Source organism: Pantoea sp. X-Soil-ISGK-285 (genome assembly GCF_059730815.1).
The window spans coordinates 1113930-1131963 of sequence record NZ_AP035938.1; the positions used below are offsets into that span (position 1 = coordinate 1113930).

At 55.7% G+C, this 18034-nt stretch carries 19 protein-coding genes; 14 read left to right on the plus strand and 5 right to left on the minus strand.

Features of this window, described 5'->3' with window-relative positions; all coding sequences use genetic code 11:
* Positions 1–25: 25 nt before the first annotated feature.
* Complete coding sequence (locus tag AC6I8B_RS05170; RefSeq protein ID WP_497817597.1) at positions 26–616, minus strand: hypothetical protein; 591 nt, start codon at positions 614–616, stop codon at positions 26–28.
* Positions 617–980: 364 nt separating this feature from the next.
* Between AC6I8B_RS05170 and AC6I8B_RS05175 the strand changes: the two genes are divergently transcribed.
* The 4 genes from AC6I8B_RS05175 (at position 981) to AC6I8B_RS05190 (ending at position 5288) form a co-directional block, all read left to right on the plus strand.
* On the plus strand, positions 981–2267 hold the full coding sequence (locus tag AC6I8B_RS05175) for an HAAAP family serine/threonine permease (protein ID WP_010671264.1): 1287 nt from the start codon (positions 981–983) through the stop codon (positions 2265–2267).
* Positions 2268–2508: 241 nt separating this feature from the next.
* Entirely contained in the window at positions 2509–3606 is a 1098-nt protein-coding gene (locus AC6I8B_RS05180) for an ABC transporter substrate-binding protein (protein ID WP_033756865.1), read from the plus strand.
* A 278-nt stretch (positions 3607–3884) separates the two neighbouring features.
* A complete protein-coding gene (locus tag AC6I8B_RS05185; RefSeq protein WP_033756867.1) occupies positions 3885–4349 on the plus strand; it encodes an RcnB family protein in 465 nt (154 codons plus the stop codon).
* 102 nt (positions 4350–4451) lie between these two features.
* Entirely contained in the window at positions 4452–5288 is an 837-nt protein-coding gene (locus AC6I8B_RS05190; RefSeq protein WP_033756869.1) for a Cof-type HAD-IIB family hydrolase, read from the plus strand.
* Positions 5289–5453: 165 nt separating this feature from the next.
* Here AC6I8B_RS05190 and AC6I8B_RS05195 read toward each other — a convergent pair whose 3' ends face one another.
* The gene (locus AC6I8B_RS05195) at positions 5454–6602 is read right to left on the minus strand and encodes an iron-containing alcohol dehydrogenase (RefSeq protein WP_029519431.1); all 1149 of its coding nucleotides are present in this window, start codon (positions 6600–6602) and stop codon (positions 5454–5456) included.
* A 291-nt stretch (positions 6603–6893) separates the two neighbouring features.
* Between AC6I8B_RS05195 and gntT the strand changes: the two genes are divergently transcribed.
* Positions 6894–8210: a gluconate transporter gene (gntT, locus tag AC6I8B_RS05200; RefSeq protein WP_010258995.1), complete on the plus strand. Its 1317-nt coding sequence runs from the start codon at positions 6894–6896 to the stop codon at positions 8208–8210.
* 198 nt (positions 8211–8408) lie between these two features.
* On the opposite strand, the gene AC6I8B_RS05205 is transcribed toward gntT, so the two are convergent.
* Positions 8409–8654 carry a hypothetical protein gene (locus AC6I8B_RS05205; protein WP_010258994.1) on the minus strand — a complete coding sequence of 82 codons (246 nt, stop codon included), beginning with the start codon at positions 8652–8654 and terminating at the stop codon, positions 8409–8411.
* A 256-nt stretch (positions 8655–8910) separates the two neighbouring features.
* On the opposite strand from AC6I8B_RS05205, the gene AC6I8B_RS05210 reads away from it, so the two are divergent.
* The 3 genes from AC6I8B_RS05210 to AC6I8B_RS05220 all read left to right on the plus strand — a co-directional run bounded on the left by AC6I8B_RS05210 (position 8911) and on the right by AC6I8B_RS05220 (position 10819).
* Entirely contained in the window at positions 8911–8994 is an 84-nt protein-coding gene (locus AC6I8B_RS05210) for a small membrane protein YohP (protein WP_019105993.1), read from the plus strand.
* 957 nt (positions 8995–9951) lie between these two features.
* A complete protein-coding gene (cspE, locus tag AC6I8B_RS05215) occupies positions 9952–10161 on the plus strand; it encodes a transcription antiterminator/RNA stability regulator CspE (RefSeq protein WP_006118399.1) in 210 nt (69 codons plus the stop codon).
* 226 nt (positions 10162–10387) lie between these two features.
* On the plus strand, positions 10388–10819 hold the full coding sequence (locus AC6I8B_RS05220) for a GNAT family N-acetyltransferase (RefSeq protein WP_010258992.1): 432 nt from the start codon (positions 10388–10390) through the stop codon (positions 10817–10819).
* On the opposite strand, the gene AC6I8B_RS05225 is transcribed toward AC6I8B_RS05220, so the two are convergent.
* Positions 10797–12152, minus strand: coding sequence for an aminotransferase-like domain-containing protein (locus tag AC6I8B_RS05225; RefSeq protein WP_497817598.1), 1356 nt, complete (start codon positions 12150–12152; stop codon positions 10797–10799). The genes AC6I8B_RS05220 and AC6I8B_RS05225 overlap by 23 nt on opposite strands.
* A 120-nt stretch (positions 12153–12272) precedes the next feature.
* Here AC6I8B_RS05225 and AC6I8B_RS05230 point away from each other — a divergent pair, with 120 nt between their 5' ends.
* From AC6I8B_RS05230 to tatE, 6 genes are all read left to right on the plus strand, one after another.
* Entirely contained in the window at positions 12273–13241 is a 969-nt protein-coding gene (locus AC6I8B_RS05230) for an ABC transporter substrate-binding protein (protein WP_157351691.1), read from the plus strand.
* Positions 13241–14029, plus strand: a complete 789-nt coding sequence (locus AC6I8B_RS05235; protein ID WP_157352820.1) for a deaminated glutathione amidase — start codon at positions 13241–13243, stop codon at positions 14027–14029. Before AC6I8B_RS05230 ends, AC6I8B_RS05235 begins: the two co-directional genes overlap by 1 nt.
* 22 nt (positions 14030–14051) lie before the next feature.
* Complete coding sequence (locus AC6I8B_RS05240) at positions 14052–14939, plus strand: ABC transporter substrate-binding protein (protein ID WP_497817599.1); 888 nt, start codon at positions 14052–14054, stop codon at positions 14937–14939.
* A complete protein-coding gene (locus AC6I8B_RS05245) occupies positions 14936–15871 on the plus strand; it encodes an amino acid ABC transporter permease (RefSeq protein ID WP_022626058.1) in 936 nt (311 codons plus the stop codon). The genes AC6I8B_RS05240 and AC6I8B_RS05245 overlap by 4 nt, the downstream gene beginning before the upstream one ends.
* A complete protein-coding gene (locus AC6I8B_RS05250) occupies positions 15868–16638 on the plus strand; it encodes an amino acid ABC transporter ATP-binding protein (RefSeq protein WP_010258981.1) in 771 nt (256 codons plus the stop codon). The genes AC6I8B_RS05245 and AC6I8B_RS05250 overlap by 4 nt, the downstream gene beginning before the upstream one ends.
* A gap of 92 nt (positions 16639–16730) precedes the next feature.
* A complete protein-coding gene (gene tatE / locus AC6I8B_RS05255; protein ID WP_010671272.1) occupies positions 16731–16934 on the plus strand; it encodes a twin-arginine translocase subunit TatE in 204 nt (67 codons plus the stop codon).
* A gap of 112 nt (positions 16935–17046) precedes the next feature.
* Here tatE and lipA read toward each other — a convergent pair whose 3' ends face one another.
* A complete protein-coding gene (gene lipA / locus AC6I8B_RS05260) occupies positions 17047–18012 on the minus strand; it encodes a lipoyl synthase (RefSeq protein WP_010258979.1) in 966 nt (321 codons plus the stop codon).
* Positions 18013–18034 lie beyond the last annotated feature (22 nt).

Here is an 18034-nt window from a genome sequence, read left to right on the forward strand (position 1 = left end):
GAGCGGTGCAGCAGGCTGGTCAGTTTCAGCCGGGCTGACAGGGCGGCTGAACCTGCGTTGTGGCGACCGTTACGGCTCGGGTTTCGGGTTGCCAGAGAGCGAGGTCGGCAAACGCACGACGATAAACCGTGTCGATTTGTGCCGGAACCTGTTCGATGTAGTGCCAGGCATGCTCACGCGTTACACCGGTGAGCTGCTGCAGATAGTGCCGCGCGTCGTCCAGCGTCGGGATCTGGCCTTCGACACCCGCCATGCGGGCAGGCAGACCGGTCCAGATCAGACCTTCTATGCCTTTGGTCTTAGCCCACTCTGCCAGTGGTCCCGCTGAGGTCGCTGTCACCGTCATCATCCCGATGCCATCGATACGGCTGTCCGGAATGGCTTCACGGAGGCGCAATGCGCCGCAGGCGCTCTCAAGTGAGGCGGTATTCAGCCAGGCCCAGTACACCGGCACCGGGCTGGCGTTAAGGCAGATCGCGGTCGACAGCTCGCCGCCGTCAGCGATGCGCACAAACTCAATCGGTAGCTCAGGACCATCATGATGCCACTGACTGGCCACCGGCAGTGCGCCAGCTTTCCAGATTAACGATCCCCATCCGAGGCAGGCAATTTTCATTCTCTTCTCCTGTGCACCTGTCGGCGTGATCGCGACAGAATCTGTTTAAGCGTAGCCCGTTGCGCTGAACCGTTACAGGGATCACCTTTTTAGGGGCGGTAAAACCGCCACAAAGATGGCATGATCGCCGCGCAGTCACTTTGCACAACCTGACGATTTTTTCAGCAATCCATGCGTGTTTTTCTGCACGGCTTGAACTTTTATCGTCAGGTAGTGTAAAAAGTGGCGCACGCAATCGATTACCTATGCACGGACGGGTCAGCATCACGTTGACTGATCCGGTTGCAGCTGAGGCGCAGAGTGGGGCGGACATTTGCCTGCCTGACGGCTCAGGTTACTGGCGGCTTTTAAAACGGAAGATCTGATGAAAACCACGCAAACTGGCACGCTGGGCGCGCTTGAGAGTGACGTCGATACGGGATGGCGTAAAACCGACACCATGTGGATGCTGGGTTTATACGGCACGGCGATTGGGGCGGGTGTGCTGTTCCTGCCTATCAATGCTGGCGTCGGCGGGCTGATCCCGCTGATCATCATGGCGATACTGGCGTTTCCGCTGACCTTTTTTGCGCACCGCGCCCTGACCCGATTCGTTCTCTCCGGTAAAAATCCGGCCGGGGATATCACCGAGGTGGTCGAGGAGCATTTTGGTGTTGGTGCGGGCAAGCTGATTACGCTGCTCTATTTCTTCGCTATCTACCCGATTCTGCTGATGTACAGCGTAGCGATCACCAACACGGTTGAGAGCCTGATGGTGAATCAGCTCGGCCTGGTGCCGCCACCGCGTGTGCTGCTGTCGCTGCTGCTGATTGTCGGACTGATGACCATTGTGCGTTTCGGCGAGAAGATGATTGTCAAAGCGATGAGCGTGCTGGTTTATCCCTTTGTGGCGGTGCTGATGCTGATGGCCTGCTATCTGATCCCGCACTGGCACGGCGCTGTGCTTTCGACCCTGAACGTTCAGCCCGCGGGCAGCAGCCTGTGGATGACGCTGTGGCTGGCGATTCCGGTGATGGTCTTCTCCTTTAATCACTCGCCGATTATCTCCTCATTCGCGCTGGCAAAGCGGGAAGAGTATGGCGATGCCGCAGAGAAAAAGTGTTCGCGCATTCTGGCCTGCTCGCACCTGATGATGGTGGTGACGGTGATGTTCTTTGTCTTCAGCTGCGTGCTGAGCCTGTCGCCTGAAGATTTACACGCCGCCAAGGCGCAGAACATCACCATTCTTTCCTATCTGGCGAACCATTTTAAGGTGCCGATGATCGCCTGGCTGGGACCGCTGATTGCCATTGTGGCGATCACGAAATCGTTTCTCGGTCACTATCTTGGCGCGCGCGAAGGATTTAACGGCATGGTTAATAAGGCGCTGCGCAGTCGCGGCAAAACCATCGCGCCCGCCAGACTGAATCGCCTGACCGGACTCTTTATGCTGCTGACGACCTGGCTGGTGGCAACGCTGGATCCCAATATTCTCGGCATGATTGAGACGCTTGGCGGGCCGGTCATTGCGATGATTCTGTTCCTGATGCCGATGTACGCTATCCAGAAGGTACCCGCGATGCGGAAGTACAGCGGTCACATCAGCAATCTGTTTGTCGTGCTGATCGGACTGATTGCCATCTCCGCAATCTTCTATTCGCTGGTGAAGTAACACTTAGCGCAACAGGCGCATCTCAATCCCCCTGGGATGCGCCTGCCATTCTGCCCGCCCTTCGCCATTCTCTCCGTGCACCTCCACGTATTCAGCGATATCGCTCCCTGATTTAAGCCCGCTGCCGCGTTGTTAATGCCGCCTCTCAGACGCATCTGGTTAGCAATAGTTACATTTGGTACTTATCAGCATGGTAGAGTTAACGCGAATAATTATTATTCCCTAAAAGGACAGGAGAAAAATGAAAATCGGGATAGTTGCTGCCACCACACTTTTACTGTCAACCGCCTGTGCGGCTACCACCTATCCGGTCACGGTGACCGATATGGATGGTCAGAAAATTACGCTGCAAAAAGAGCCGCAGCATGTGATTTTACAGGATGGGCGTGACGTGATGGCGCTGGCATTACTGGATCGCCAGAACCCGTTTCAGCGTGTCGTTGCCTGGAACAACCTGCCGAAAAAGCAGGATACCCAGACCTGGGACCTGCTGAAGCAGCGCTGGCCGCAGGCGGCATCGATTGTTGATATGGGCTTTAACGATCAGGGGCAGGTCAATCTGGAGAGCGTGCTGGCGAAGCAGCCCGATCTGATGATTGCGCAACTGCGCGCCAAACCGGCCCTGACCCAGTCAGGCGTGCTCGCCACCCTGAAAAATCTCCATATCCCGGTGCTGTTCCTTGATGTTGAACTTCATCCGAAAGAGAACACCCTGAAGAGCGTGAAAGTGCTGGGCACCGTTCTGAATCGCGAAGCCGAGGCGAAAGCCTACGCCGATTTTTACCAGCAGCGCTGGCAGATGCTTCAGCAGAAGATTGCGCAGGTGCCCCACAAGCCAACCGTGTTTATTGAACCTATTGCCGGTAACAGCGACAACTGCTGCTTTACCCACGGTCATAACGGCTGGGGCGCGCTGGTGGAAGCGGTCGGTGGCAAGAATATCGGTTCTGCACTGCTGCCCGGCAGCTCAGGATTTGTGTCGCTGGAGAAGATTATCGCCATGAAGCCGGACGTCTATATCATGACCGGCTCTAAACGCCCGAACAGTAACGTGCTGCCGTTTGGTTACGGTGCCAGTCAGACCGACGTGACCGCCACCTTTAACCGCCTGCAGAGCCGCACCGGTCTGGAGCAGATCGAACCGGTGAAACAGAAGCGGGTGTATGGCGTTTATCACCATTTCTATAATCACCCTTACAACATTATCGGCATGGAAATTCTGGCAAAAGATCTCTATCCGGAAGTGTTCCGCGATCTGGACCCGACGGCTGATTACCACCACATCGTGACGCACTTTACCGGGTTACCGGATGCGCCAGTGATCCTCAGCACGCCATAACCGCAAAAATGTCAGGGTGCGTTTCAGCATCCTGACTTTTCATCGGCCATCATCCGTCAACCAGAGCGTGATTTTCAGACAGCGCAGGTTGCCCGGTTAACCTCTGGATTGCGTCAGCAACGTTGTCATCGCATGTCCTGTGTTAAGAAAGCGCTAAGCAAGCGTAATAGTGTGTAAGTTACCGGATTTTAAGACTTTTACAGATGTCTCCCGCCACAATTATTGCCATGATGCCGATCAACGGTGCCTGAACAGCCGTTATTTTCGGAGGCAGTATCATGAAAAAAACAACATTAACGCTTATCGCTTCACTTTTGACATGCAGCACACTCTTTTCTCAGGCCTCACGGGCAGACGATCGTGATGACGCGCACCGCAAGCCTGTGCCGCATCAGAACGGTGACCATCGTGCTGACAATCGCGGTTCTGACCAGAATCAGGAGCGTGGCAACAACCGTCATGACAGCGTCAATCATCGCCCGGATCAGGACAACAACGGTCGGGGCAGAGAGGCACGTAATGACCGCGACCATTTCGCCTGGCAGGGACACGACTTCCGTCGCGGGCATCCTGTCCCGCAAGAGTACCGCGGCGACCATTACCGCGTAGCCGACTGGCATGAACGCGGTCTGCGTGAACCGCCGCGCGGTTATCACTGGGCAAACATCGACGGCAACTATGTGCTGATTGCTGCTGCAACCGGGGTAATTACCGCGCTGGTGCTGAACAGCGCCCTGAACTGATCCCCAGGGGATGGCTGCGGCCATCCCTCTTTCTTTCCGTTTTGCTGCGCCAGCGGCTATCCTGACACTCCACGCTGAAAATTCCCTGTGTGAGGAGTCATGATGACGACGGTTAAGATGGTTGCGGTAGATATGGATGGCACCTTTCTGGACGATAACAAGCAGTACAATCGATCCCGCTTTCTCGACTGCTATCAGCAACTCACCGCCCGTGACATCAAATTTGTGGTGGCCAGCGGCAATCAGTATTACCAGCTCAAATCCTTCTTCCCGGAGATCGCCAGCGATATCGCCTTTGTAGCCGAAAACGGCGCATGGATTATCGATCGTGATGAGGAACTGTTTTGCGGTGCCTTTGAACGCCGCGATGTTGACGCGGTGATCGATACCCTGCAAAACGGCGACTATCCGGGTCTGCGTTACCTGCTGTGTGGCCGGGAGAGCGCCTGGTACTTCGACGGCATGGAAGAAAACTGGCTGAAGAAGATGCGCCATTACTGTCACCGGCTGAAGCCGATTCATCATCTGGATGAGGTGCAGCATGACCGGCTGTTTAAGTTCGCGCTGAATCTCTCTGATGACTATATCGAGCCACTGATGGCGGATATTGAACGTCTGCATCAGGGGCGTGTGGCAGCGACCTCAAGCGGTCACGGCTCGGTGGATTTGATCGTGCCGGGGAATCATAAAGCGCACGGTCTGGATCTGCTGGCACAACGCTGGGGGATCGCGCACGACCAGGTGCTGGCCTTTGGTGATGGCGGTAACGATCTTGAGATGCTCAGACAGTCTGGCTTCAGTTTTGCCATGGACAACGCGCCACAGCGGGTGAAACAGGCGGCACGCTATGCCGCGCCTTCTAACAACGAGCAGGGCGTGCTGCAGGTGATTGAGCAGATGCTGGCAGGTGAGGGGCCTTTTAGCGCCACGCAGGCTTAGCCGTCTGGCGCTGCGATTAAGCCAGGGCGGTTAGCGCCGTGATTCAGCCAGCCGCCTGGCTCAGAGAGCGGGTGCAAGAGGATAGCGCTGAGGAGCAGCAAAGCCGGGCGAGGCTGGCAGGCCCGGTTGTGCCTGGTCAGCGAATGCGGGCAACGCGGCTCCTGATCACGCCGTGATTTCCCAGGCCTGCGCGATCATCATCTGCATCTGTTCGCGGCTGTAATTCACCAGCGAATTTTTGCTGTTGGCTCGCGCCAGAATCCACTCCACCTCGGCGCGGCTCAGTGAAGGGCCATCCTGCCAGAATGGGGTGATCGCCTGCTGCTGCAGCCACTGTTTCAGAAACTGCGCCGGTGAGTCCGTAGTTTCGCTGAAGAGCTGCGGGTGCAGTTCCGCCATTAGCTTACGCTGCAGCGGCTGTTCGCTGTCGGACAACAGATCCAGGAACGGAAACAGCAGACGTCCGCACACTTCACCGTGATGGAACGGCTTTATCGCGCCCAGTTCCCCCGCAATACCGTGGATCACCCCCAGACCCGCACTGCTGAGACTGACACCGCCCAGCCACGACGCCATCATCATCGCTTCCCGTGCCGCGTCGCCAGCAGCATCCTCACGATTAAGGGCAGGCCAGGCCTGAACAAACTGATGCAGGCCGGTCAGCGCCAGCTGTCGGGTAAAGAGGTTGCCTTTGCCGGAGAGATACGCTTCAAACAGGTGGGTAAACGCATCAATACCGCAGGTCGCCAGCACCCGGTCAGGCGCACCTTTCAGCAGATCGGCATCGAGAATCGCCACCTCCGGCACAAAGACCGGGTGGCGCAGTGACGCTTTTATCTGAATGTCACGCTGATCAGTCACTACCGCATTTTGCGTCACTTCACTGCCGGTACCGGCGGTGGTCGGAATAGCAATCAGCGGCAACGTGATGGGCTGAACCGCGGTGTCACCCACTTTTTCCAGATAGCGGGCGGTTGGCAATGGGTGTTGCACCATCGCGCTAAACGCTTTCGCCGCATCCAGCACGCTCCCGCCGCCAATCGCGACGACCCGATCCACATGACCGCGCCAGCGCGCAACCCAGCCATCAATCTCGGCGGGTGAGGCTTCATGGCTGACAATTTCATAGCCAATAATATGATCGTTGAGTCCGGCTTTTAGCCGGGCATATGCGGGGCCTTGCAGAAAAGATTGTCCACAAAACAGCAGGGTAGGCTGTGACCGGGCGGCCAGCAGCGGTACCAGTTTATCCAGGCTGCCCCGGCCAAAGAGGGTTCGTTGATTACTGTACAGCTCACTCAGGTTCTCACTCACCAGCGCATCCTTTTTACATTTCGCTAAAATCTGAGTGTAACGAAAAGCAAGGCGCCGGGACTGGCAAACTTTCTGATAACGCATTGGCAAAAAGTTGATCACCTTCGCAAAACAGAAATTCACCCCCGGCGGGGTGGTGCTTTCCTGCTGATGTTACCCTTAACATGTTATCGGTAACAGCGTTTGTCGGGATGTGTAAACATCTTACAGCGCACTGTTTTGTAGCCCTCAGGGGATCATGATAATAAACCGACACTGAATGATGTTCAGTGCACAAGGTGGAGAAAAGCTATGCCATTACTCTATGTGGCGATTGGCGTCGCGTTACTGCTGCTGCTGATGATTCGCTTTAAGCTTAATGGATTTATCGCGCTGATCCTGGTGGCGCTGGCGGTCGGTGTGATGCAGGGCATGCCGGTAAACAAAGTGATTACCTCAATCAAAGCGGGCGTGGGCGGCACGCTGGGCAGCCTGGCGCTGATCATGGGCTTTGGTGCCATGCTCGGTAAATTGCTGGCCGACTGCGGCGGTGCGCAGCGTATTGCCACCACCCTGATTGAAAAATTCGGCACTAAGCATATTCAGTGGGCGCTGGTGCTGACCGGTTTTATCGTCGGATTTGCGCTGTTCTATGAAGTCGGCTTTGTACTGATGCTGCCGCTGGTGTTCAGCGTTGCGGCATCGGCACGTGTGCCGCTGCTCTATGTCGGGGTGCCGATGGCGGCTGCCCTGTCCGTGACGCACGGCTTTCTTCCGCCGCATCCTGGCCCGACCGCAATCGCGACGCTGTTTAACGCTGACATGGGTAAAACGCTGCTGTTTGGTACGCTGCTGGGTATTCCTACGGTGATTCTGGCGGGTCCGGTCTACGCCCGCTTCCTGAAAGGCATCGACAAACCGATTCCTGAGGGTCTCTATAACCCGAAAACCTTTACCGAGGCGGAAATGCCTGGGTTTGGCGTCAGCGTCTGGACGGCACTGGTACCTGTGGTGCTGATGGCGCTGCGTGCGGTGGCAGAGATGCTGCTGCCTAAAGGCCATGTGCTGCTGCCCTATGCGGAGTTCTTTGGCGACCCGGTGATGGCGACACTGATTGCGGTGCTGATTGCAATCTTCACCTTTGGACTGAATCGCGGTCGCACGATGGAACAGGTCATGGATACCCTGACCGACTCGATCAAAATCATCGCCATGATGTTGTTGATCATCGGCGGTGGCGGTGCCTTCAAACAGGTGCTGGTGGACAGCGGCGTGGATAAATACATTGCCAGCATGATGCATTCTACTCAGCTGTCGCCAATCTTTATGGCCTGGTCGATTGCCGCGGTGCTGCGTATTGCTCTGGGTTCTGCCACGGTAGCGGCCATTACCGCCGGGGGAATTGTGGCACCGCTGATTGTTACCAGCGGCGCCAGCCCGGAACTGATGGTCATCGCCGTAGGGTCCGGCAGCGTGATCTTCTCGCACGTTAATGACCCGGGCTTCTGGCTGTTCAAAGAGTATTTCAACCTGACGATTGGCGAAACCATCCGCTCCTGGTCGGCGCTGGAAACCATTATTTCGGTCTGTGGTCTGGTGGGTTGCCTGCTGCTCTCCTGGGCGATTTAACTTCTGGCCGCTGGCAAGCCTGCCAGCGGCTCTTCGCTTTCGCGTCTCTCCCGCTGCCTCTTTGAGCTTTGAACATCCCGTCGCGCTTGCTGCCCCTGTTGCCGGTTAAACCGGAAAGGCGGGATGTGCGGGACAGACAGCATAAAAAAGGCCGCAAGGTGCGGCCTGACAGAGAAGATTCAGTCTGAATCTGCCACGTTAATGAGGCGGTTCAAAACCGGCTTTCACCATCTGTTCCCGCAGCGCGTGTGCAATGTCACGGTTGCCACCGGTAACGGGGTAGATAACGTTATTCACCACATCATCAAGGTAGTGCTCGTCAAACTCCTGCAGAGAGAGCTGCGTGCCGCCTTCATCGTTGATGGCGAAAGTCCCTTTGATGTGGTTACCGCTGTTTTTTGCCTTGAGGCTGTAGCGGCCCATGCTGGTATTAATCGTGCTCATAAGATCTCCTCGCGACTCATTTTCAATCTCATCACTCTTGAGGCCTGCCTTGCCGCCTAAATTTTAGCCAGGAGTGTTCTGTAAAACGAAGAAAGAGAGCCGTTAAAAAGTGGTGTTGCGATCGTTATCTCAGAATTTAAATAAAGCTCAGGGTTGATGAACTTATGACCAGTTGAGCCGTAAGTGAAGCGGCAGGGCGCATTTTCCTGTCTATAATGCTTACAGGAAAAGTGTTTAATTGGTGAGGGGAAAGGAAATGAAAATTATTCTGTGGATTATTGCGATCATTTTTATCGTTGGCTTACTGACCCTGACAGGGGTGTTCAAACTGATTTTCTGATATCTGTTAACGCTTTAGCAACAGCGGGCACCTAATCAGGTGCCCGCAATGTTTTCTGGCTGGCCAACAGAGCATCTGTAATGGGATCCATCGGCGTATTGGGCAGCAGATCCTGTGAGCCCAGAGGTTTCTTACAGTATGCGCAGCAGGCACCATGAAAGTTTCGCTGGCCCTCGCGGTAATCAGTAAAAACGAATCGGGCGCTTCCACATTGACCGCAACGTATCTTCATCACCATCCTGTGTCTCCCCCTCCTTTTACTCAGCATTAACGGATGCCTGTGCCTGACCGGTTAAGCGGACTTTATCTATTGCGCGGCAATATTATTTCGCACTGCGATAAGAAAAGTAGTTTCTTATGCTTTTGATTGTTTGTTGCCAAATGCGCATCCGGCCACTAAAAAGCATTTCATTGATCCAGATCAGTGTTTATTAGTTGTTGGCTAAAATATCCGCGAATAGCCTGCCATGACTGATGATAATTGCATAGCCGACTCATTTTTTTTGGCGAGGGAGCGGGATCTGCGCCAGTGAATTTAAGATTTATCGTACAATAAATAGCCACTGGCAGGACGCAGGCCTGAAAAAGCAGAAAAACGGGTTTAAGGTCATGGGACTTACCGTCCGGATGATAGAAAAAAAATGTCCTTTTAGCGGCGTAAACGTCATTAAGAACAGGAATATATCTTAATCAGATTTTTCTTTTTAACGTCAGTAACATAACCGCTTAAAATTAAAAAGGGTTTCGTTTCCAGCAGGTTAGCGACCGATACCCGCTCTGCGCCTGATACGCGTTGAGCGATGTTTCGCAAGTCGAAAAGCAGGAAAGTGTGATGGATGTACAGAATGTCGATATTTATCACTTTTTCATCAAATCATGCTGGACAAATCCCTCAGCAATTGCTGTACTAGACCCCGACACAGTTTAGTGTCCATTTTTCATGTAAAGGTAATATAGATGTCTAAGATCAAAGGTAACGTTAAGTGGTTTAATGAATCTAAAGGATTCGGTTTCATTACTCCTGAAGATGGCAGCAAAGATGTATTCGTACATTTCTCTGCAATCCAGAGCAACGGCTTCAAAACTCTGGCTGAAGGTCAGCGCGTAGAGTTTGAAATCACCGACGGCGCTAAAGGCCCATCTGCTGCTAACGTTATCAGTCTGTAAGTTAACAGTCAGAATTCTAAAAACCCGCCTTATGGCGGGTTTTTTTATGGCTGTAATCTGCGCTTCATCCCCCCTGTCGTACTCTCACTCTCGGCGTGTTGGCGCACAAACTGCGCGGCGGTTCACACTAAATAACCGTAACATATTTATAACAACCCGAGATGCAGCTTTTTGGCTTGCGACGCTATATAACTGTGCGACAGAACCCGGTGAGTGAGGAGGCAGGATGAACATACGTCAGGCAGAGTTGAAAGACAGTTTTGCGTTGAGTGCATTACTGAGCGAGTTAGGCTACGGCGGCACTGAAAGCTTTATTGAACAGCGCCTGGCGCAGTTATGCAGCGATCCCAGTGAAGCGCTGTTGGTGGCTGAACATGGCAGTCAGGTGCTGGGGTTTCTCTCCTTACATTTTATTCCTCAGCTGGCGCTGGCCGGTGATTTCGCCCGCATCAGCTATTTCTGCATTGCAGAAGGTGAGCGCAGTAAAGGCGTCGGCCAGCAGCTGATTCAGCATGCAGAAATGCTGGCGGCTCGTCGTGGCTGCGATCGCATGGAAGTCCATTGCCATCAGTCACGTCTCAAGGCGAACCAGTTCTACGCCCGCGAAGGCTATGTTGAATCCCCCTGTTATCTCATCAAAGATCTGCAAGCGAGTTAAATTCCCGTCCGCTGGCGATGACCAGCGCCCCGGCAATCATCTCCCGCTGTTCATCCCTGAGGCTGGCGATACTGACGCGAATAAATTGGGTTGGGCCGAGCCGACAGCGCTCGCCTGGCACGACCGCAATACCGCGGGCAGCCAGCGTGATCATGGCAAACTGCTCTGAAGTCACCGGAATATAGAGGCTTAATCCGTCGCGAAGCGGCAGATCAAGTCCACGCTGTGCCAGCGCCGCGAGCAACGCTTCACGCCGTTGCCGGTAGGTCGCGCGTGCGGTAGCGATCTGCCGTTGCGTTTCCTCATCCTCCAGCAGCCACGCCACCGCATCCTGCAGAATGCGGCTGGTCCAGCTGACGCCAAAATTTCGCCATGACTGAATGCGCCTGACCATCTCCGAGGTGGCAGAGAGCACTGCCAGCCGCAGGTCCGGTCCATAGGCTTTGGAAAACGAACGGACGTGCAGCGTGCGCTCAGGAAAGATTGAACCCAGGCTCCAGCTCGCCTCCGCGGAGAGATCGCCAATACCATCATCCTCAACGATCAGTGTGTTGCTCTGTTGCAGAACCTGCGCCATTGCCTGACGTCGCGCCGGGCTGATGCTGTTCCCGGTGGCCGAGTGGGTGCGGGGCTGATAGATCAACATTATCGGTGCCTGCTCCAGCAGAAGAGAAAGAACCTCTGGGAGCGGGCCTTGATCATCACACGCCAGCGGCAGAATCTCTGCGCCGACGTTATCCAGTATATCGAGCAGCCGGGTCGCGGTCGGATCTTCAATAATCACGCGGTCTCCCGGCGAGACCAGGGTTTGCACCAGCAGATTCATCGCGTCAAAACCGCCATCTGTCGCCAGAAACGCCTCTGCAGCATAGGGCCAGCGCGGCGCGATCGCCTGAAGCAGCGGCGCGGAAATCGCCTCACGGGTGTAGCTGTTGAGCTGCGGTGAGTGCAGGGCCGCCTGCAGCGCACGCTGCAGGTCAGGCAGCAGGGCGGGGTCGGGCGCGGCGAGGGTCAGATCGGCGCGGATGTTATCACCGTAGTTGCCGATCTTCTCAAAGCGAATCGGACGCGGCATCACCGTATTACTACTGACCCAGACACCACTGCGCCCCTTGCCCGCCAGCACTTTCTGCTTTCTGAGTTGCGCCCAGGCAGCAGAAACGGTTGCCGGGCTGACACCCAGCTGCTCCGCTATCTCCCGCACCGCAGGCATCTGCATACCTGTCGCGATCTGTCCGTCACGAATCAGCGCGGAGGCTGCCTGTGCAATGCCTTTCACTGAAGGCGATTTTATCTGGCTGCAAAACCAGTTGAGGTCGACGCTCTCTGTCATAAGAAAATACTTTGTTCAGTAACAAATTAATGATTGTTCAGGTAAGTATTCCGGATCTAGTATCAAATTCAAGCACTATTTCATGCCCCGTCCCGACGGTGCAGCGTAAACGGAGAGATCATGGCAAGGCTACTCATCAGACTGGCGGTACGCGACTGGGACTACTTCACCCCGCTGGCGCTGGGCGATATCAGACCAGAAGGTTTTGAACTGCAGATCGACCGCGTCGGCACACTTGTGAATGATCTGGCGACCAGCCCCGACTATGACGCGGGCGAAGTCTCCTTCAGCCGCTATGCTCAGGGCCGGGCCAGAGGAGACGAAACACTGCTTGGCCTGCCGCACTTCCTGATGCGCGGCTTCCGCCAGCGCTGCATTATCACAACCAGCAGCAGCCCCATCACCACGCCTGCGCAGCTGAAAGGTAAGAGAATCGGCGTCACCGGCTGGCAGGATTCGGGCAATACCTGGACACGCACGGTGCTGCGTGAAGCAGGCGTCGAAATCGATGATGTGTTCTGGTATGCCGGTCGTCTTACTGCCGATCATCCGATTGTCGATCGGCTGGCGGGATTTGGCCGCCCGGGCCGCATTGAACCCGCGCCTGACGAACGACCGCTGATAGAGATGCTGCAGGCGGGTGAGCTGGATGCCATCTTCACGCCATTTATGCCGGAGGGCTTTTTCCTGCCTGGTTCGGGATTACGTCAGCTGCAGATCGATTTTTATCAGGCGGAGCGGGACTACTTTAATCGTGTCGGCTATGTGCCGGGCATCCACATTCTGGCGCTGAAACCGGCACTGGCGGCGGCGCATCCGTGGCTGGCTGCGGCGTTAAGTGAAGTCATCGATCGCTCTTACCGGCTGTGGATGCAGAAAAGAGAGAAATATGCCGACACCACGCCGTGGCTGCTGGACGATTTGCGACGCACTGCGCAGGAATTACCCGCTGACTGGAATCAGAATGGTTTTAGCGTTAACAGAAAGATGATTGCGGACTTTGGTCGCGAGCTCTATGAGCAAGGGCTGACTCACCAGGTACTGACGCCGGAAGCAATGTTTCCGGCCGCTGCGGGAGAAGAGAAATGATGAAAGTAGCACTGGGACAATTTGCGGTGAGCCGCGAATGGCAGGAGAACGCCAGTATCTGTCTGGACTTAATGCAGCGGGCGACAGAAGGTGGCGCCGATCTGCTGGTACTGCCGGAAGGGGTGCTGGCACGTGATATAGCCGACCCCGATTTAGTGCTGAAGGCGGCGCAGCCGCTGGATGGCCCTTTTCTGAGCCAGCTGCTGGCCGCCAGCAAGCAGACTGCGCTGACCACCATGATGAGCATTCACGTTCCCACCGGCGAGCAAAAAGCGCTCAACGTGCTGGTAGCGATCCGCAACGGTGAGATCATCGCCGCCTATGAAAAGCTGCATCTGTACGATGCCTTTGCGATGCAGGAGTCGCAGCGGGTCAATCCCGGCCACGTCATTCCGCCGCTGATTGAGGTCGCGGGTATGAAAATCGGATTAATGACCTGCTATGACGTGCGCTTCCCGGAGCTGGCGCGTCGGCTGGTGCTGGATGGTGCAGAGGTGCTGGTGCTGCCTGCCGCCTGGGTTAAAGGTCCGCTGAAAGAGATGCACTGGGAACTGCTGACCCGTGCCCGCGCGCTGGAAAATACCTGCTATATGGTGGCGGTGGGGGAGTGTGGCCCGCGCAATATCGGCAACAGTCTGGTGGTCGATCCGCTGGGTGTAGCGGTGGCGAATGCGGCGGAATCGCCGGCGCTGCTGTTTGCCGATCTCGATCCTGAGCGCGTCGCCTATGCCCGCCGGGTGCTACCGGTACTGGAAAACCGGCGCTTTGCCCGTCCCGAACTCAACTGATCCGCTGAACCAGGAATCCATTATGACGAAGAGAGCAACCGCCTTAATCGTGGCGCTTGAGCTGACTGCATCCCTGTCGCAGGCTGCCGACGCTATTCCGGTGCAAAAAGTTGACCAGGCCCTGCATGACAGGCTGCCGGATGAGATCAAAAAATCGGGCAAAATGATTTCAGTGAATAACGGTTCATTTCCGCCCTATGAAATTGTGAATGGCCCGCACTCAATGGAGGGCGCGTCGGCCGAATTAACGACTGCACTGGCACAACTGCTGGGTGTGAAGATCGAGCATGCGACGGTGAGTGGTTTATCGGGCGTACTCACCGGCATCAATGCGGGTCGTTATCAGCTGGCAATTGGGCCGATTGGTGATTATCCGGACCGTCAGCAGAAAGTGGATTTCATCGATTTTGTGCAGGAGTTCGTGGTGTTCGGCGTGCAGAAGGGCAATCCGGCCAGAATCAATCAGCTGGACGACACCTGCGGCAAGCGCATTGCCGTTATGGCCGCTGGCTCTGCGGAACAGGTTATCCGTAAGCAGTCAGCCCGGTGTGTGGCCGACGGGAAACCGGCCGTGACGGTGCAGGCCTTTACCGATCAACCTTCATCAATTCTGGCGGTACGCTCTAAACGCTCCGATGCGTTCTTCTCATCACAGGCGCCGCTGACTTACTTTGTTAATCAGGCGAAAGGGCAACTTGAGCTGGCGGGCAAAGGGCAGAAAAACGGCTTTGGCGATATTTTCCAGGGCACGGTGGTGCCGAAAGGCTCGCCGCTGGGTCAGGTGGTGCTGGATGCCTACAAAGAGCTGTATCAGAACGGGACGTATGCGGCCATCATGAAAAAGTGGCAGCTTGAGGGCAACATGACCACCGCACCCGGACTGAATCTGGCGAATGAGGCCAGCAAATGAGCCCGCCGCGCCATCTGCACAGCGGCGAGGCACAGCTACGCGACGTGGCGTTCGCTCGCAGCGCCCCCACTTACGGACGCTGGATCAGCTGGATTTTAGTGCTGGTGATCGGCACCAATCTATTGTGGCTGGTGGCGACCAACCCTAATTTTGAATGGCAGGTGGTACTCAAGTGGTTTACCGAAGGATCCGTGCTCAAAGGGTTGCAGGTCACTCTGGGGCTGACAGTGGTGTCGATGGTGCTCGGCACGCTGCTCGGTCTGCTGCTGGGCGTCTGGCGGCTCTCTGAGAACCGGTTGCTGCGCGGCGTTGCCGGACTCTATATCTGGTTCTTTCGTGGCACGCCGCTACTGGTACAGCTGATCTTCTGGTACAACCTTTCTACGCTGTTTCCGGCGCTGTCGCTGACGCTGCCGTGGACCGATATCACGCTGGCCAGTTGGAATACCAACGATCTGATCACCCCACTGACAGCCGCTATTGCCGGGCTGGCGCTGAATGAAGCGGCCTATATGGCGGAAATTATTCGCGCCGGTCTGCTGTCGGTGGATAACGGTCAGGTAGAGACTACCCAGGCCTTTGGTATGAGTCGTTCACGGGCGCTGCGGCGCATCATCATTCCTCAGGCGATGCGATCGATTATTCCACCCACCGGCAACCAGCTGATCAGCATGATCAAGGCGACGTCGCTGGTCAGCGTGATCGCAATGGGCGATCTGCTCTACTCGGTGCAGGCGATCTACAACCGTACCTTCGAGATCATCCCGATGCTGATGGTGGCGGTGATCTGGTATCTGCTGATCACCTCGATCCTCAATCTGGGCCAGTCCGCCATCGAGCGTTACTACGCGCGTGGCACTCGTCGGGTGGCCAGCGCCCCCAGACGCGCCACCATCGCGGCTAACGTGCAACCCCAGCAGGAGGAGCAATGAGTCAGCGTGAACCCCTGGTCTGCGCCCGCAACGTGCAGAAGAATTACGGCGACAATCAGGTTCTGAAAGGGATCGATCTGGATGTCTGGCCCGGTGAAGTAGTGGTGATCCTCGGGCCATCTGGTTCCGGTAAATCCACGTTTCTGCGCTGCATCAATCATCTTGAAGAGATGAACGCCGGATCGATTCGGGTCGGCGATGAGCAGATCGGGTATGTACTTAAAGGGCATGTGCTGCACCGGTTGTCGCCACGCCAGATCGCCCGTCAGCGCCAGAAAATTGGCATGGTGTTTCAGCAGTTCAATCTCTACCCCCATATGACCGTGCTGCAGAACATCACTGAAGCGCCCATCGGCGTGCATAAATTCCCGCGTCAGGAGGCGATGGCCCATGCCCGATCGCTGCTGGCGACGGTGGGGTTAAGCGATAAAGCGGACGCCTGGCCACGTCACCTCTCGGGCGGACAGCAACAGCGTGTGGCGATTGCGCGGGCGCTGGCGATCAAGCCGCAGCTGATGCTGTTTGATGAGCCGACCTCCGCGCTCGATCCGGAACTGGTGGGCGAAGTGCTGGCGACCATGCGTACCCTGGCCGACCAGGGATTAACGATGATCGTGGTGACTCATGAGATTAGCTTTGCGAGGGAAGCCGCCGATCGCGTGGTCTTTATGGATGGGGGGGTGGTGGTGGAGCAGGGCACGCCTGAAGAGGTGATCGCGAATCCACAGCATCCGCGCACCCAGGCGTTCCTGAGTCGCTTTATCTGAGATCTTACTCTGTTACAGATTCCAGTTGTCGCCGCAGGCAAACTGCGCGTAAATATCAGTCACCGTGATTCGATAAAGTTGAAAGGTTAAATATGGAAGGTATCAGTATTGCCAAGCTGCTGATTATCGGTGCGCTTATCGTACTGCTTTTTGGTACCAACAAGTTGCGCTCACTGGGTGGCGATCTGGGCTCCGCAATCAAGGGCTTTAAAAAAGCCATGAAAGATGAAGATACCAGCGCAACCCGAACTGCGGCTGAAGACGTGCCGGCAGAACGCGTCGTTCATAAAGATTAATCGGTTATTTGCTGCAAATAACTGTTACTTTTTATTTCAGGCACAGATAAAAAAACCAGACTGTTTCCAGTCTGGTTTTTTGTTTTTCGGGCTTTCTAAAGCAAAAGCGTGCTTATTTCACTTCTTCGCCTTTGGCCTGCATATCCGCGTGATAGGAAGAGCGGACAAACGGACCGCACGCGGCATGGGTAAAGCCCATCGCCATCGCTTCTTCTTTCATCTCATCGAACTCAGCCGGGCTGACGTAGCGCTGAACCGGCAGGTGGTGGCGGCTCGGCTGCAGATACTGGCCCAGCGTCAGCATGGTGACACCGTGGCGACGCAGATCGCGCATCACCTCAACGATTTCGGCATTGGTTTCGCCCAGGCCCACCATCAGACCCGATTTTGTTGGGATATGAGGATGCGCCTCTTTGAAACGTTCAAGCAGCTTCAGTGACCACTCATAGTTCGCGCCCGGACGCACCTGGCGGTAGACGCGCGGTACGTTTTCCAGATTGTGGTTAAACACATCCGGTGGCGTCGCGGTAAGAATCTCCAGCGCGCGATCCATACGGCCACGGAAGTCCGGCACCAGCGTTTCGATTTTGATCGTCGGATTTTTTTCGCGAATCGCGCTGATGCAGTCGGCAAAGTGCTGTGCGCCACCATCACGCAAATCATCGCGGTCAACCGAGGTGATCACCACGTAGCGCAGGCCCATATCGGCAATCGTCTGCGCCAGTTTAGCGGGTTCGTTAGCGTCAGGGGCATTGGGGCGGCCATGTGCCACATCGCAGAACGGACAACGACGGGTACAGATTGCGCCAAGGATCATAAAGGTGGCGGTGCCGTGGTTGAAGCATTCGGCGAGGTTAGGGCAGGATGCCTCTTCACAGACTGAGTGCAGCCCGTTTTTGCGCATCGCGGCTTTAATGCCCTGAATACGACTGGAGTCAGCTGGCAGCTTGATTTTCATCCATTCCGGCTTACGCAACATCTCCTGCCGTTCAACAGCCACGGTTTTCACCGGGATCAGCGCCATTTTGTCTGCGTCACGATATTTGACGCCGCGTTCCATCTGAATTGGTTTACTCATAAATCAGCAGGTTCCGGTCGGA

Coding starts and splice junctions, on each gene's coding strand:
- AC6I8B_RS05170 (WP_497817597.1), bottom strand. CDS start 616: ATGAAAATTGCCTGCCTCGGATGGGGATCGTTAATCTGGAAAGCTGGC.
- AC6I8B_RS05175 (WP_010671264.1), top strand. CDS start 981: ATGAAAACCACGCAAACTGGCACGCTGGGCGCGCTTGAGAGTGACGTC.
- AC6I8B_RS05180 (WP_033756865.1), top strand. CDS start 2,509: ATGAAAATCGGGATAGTTGCTGCCACCACACTTTTACTGTCAACCGCC.
- AC6I8B_RS05185 (WP_033756867.1), top strand. CDS start 3,885: ATGAAAAAAACAACATTAACGCTTATCGCTTCACTTTTGACATGCAGC.
- AC6I8B_RS05190 (WP_033756869.1), top strand. CDS start 4,452: ATGACGACGGTTAAGATGGTTGCGGTAGATATGGATGGCACCTTTCTG.
- gntT (WP_010258995.1), top strand. CDS start 6,894: ATGCCATTACTCTATGTGGCGATTGGCGTCGCGTTACTGCTGCTGCTG.
- AC6I8B_RS05205 (WP_010258994.1), bottom strand. CDS start 8,654: ATGAGCACGATTAATACCAGCATGGGCCGCTACAGCCTCAAGGCAAAA.
- AC6I8B_RS05210 (WP_019105993.1), top strand. CDS start 8,911: ATGAAAATTATTCTGTGGATTATTGCGATCATTTTTATCGTTGGCTTA.
- cspE (WP_006118399.1), top strand. CDS start 9,952: ATGTCTAAGATCAAAGGTAACGTTAAGTGGTTTAATGAATCTAAAGGA.
- AC6I8B_RS05220 (WP_010258992.1), top strand. CDS start 10,388: ATGAACATACGTCAGGCAGAGTTGAAAGACAGTTTTGCGTTGAGTGCA.
- AC6I8B_RS05225 (WP_497817598.1), bottom strand. CDS start 12,152: ATGACAGAGAGCGTCGACCTCAACTGGTTTTGCAGCCAGATAAAATCG.
- AC6I8B_RS05230 (WP_157351691.1), top strand. CDS start 12,273: ATGGCAAGGCTACTCATCAGACTGGCGGTACGCGACTGGGACTACTTC.
- AC6I8B_RS05235 (WP_157352820.1), top strand. CDS start 13,241: ATGAAAGTAGCACTGGGACAATTTGCGGTGAGCCGCGAATGGCAGGAG.
- AC6I8B_RS05240 (WP_497817599.1), top strand. CDS start 14,052: ATGACGAAGAGAGCAACCGCCTTAATCGTGGCGCTTGAGCTGACTGCA.
- AC6I8B_RS05245 (WP_022626058.1), top strand. CDS start 14,936: ATGAGCCCGCCGCGCCATCTGCACAGCGGCGAGGCACAGCTACGCGAC.
- AC6I8B_RS05250 (WP_010258981.1), top strand. CDS start 15,868: ATGAGTCAGCGTGAACCCCTGGTCTGCGCCCGCAACGTGCAGAAGAAT.
- tatE (WP_010671272.1), top strand. CDS start 16,731: ATGGAAGGTATCAGTATTGCCAAGCTGCTGATTATCGGTGCGCTTATC.
- lipA (WP_010258979.1), bottom strand. CDS start 18,012: ATGAGTAAACCAATTCAGATGGAACGCGGCGTCAAATATCGTGACGCA.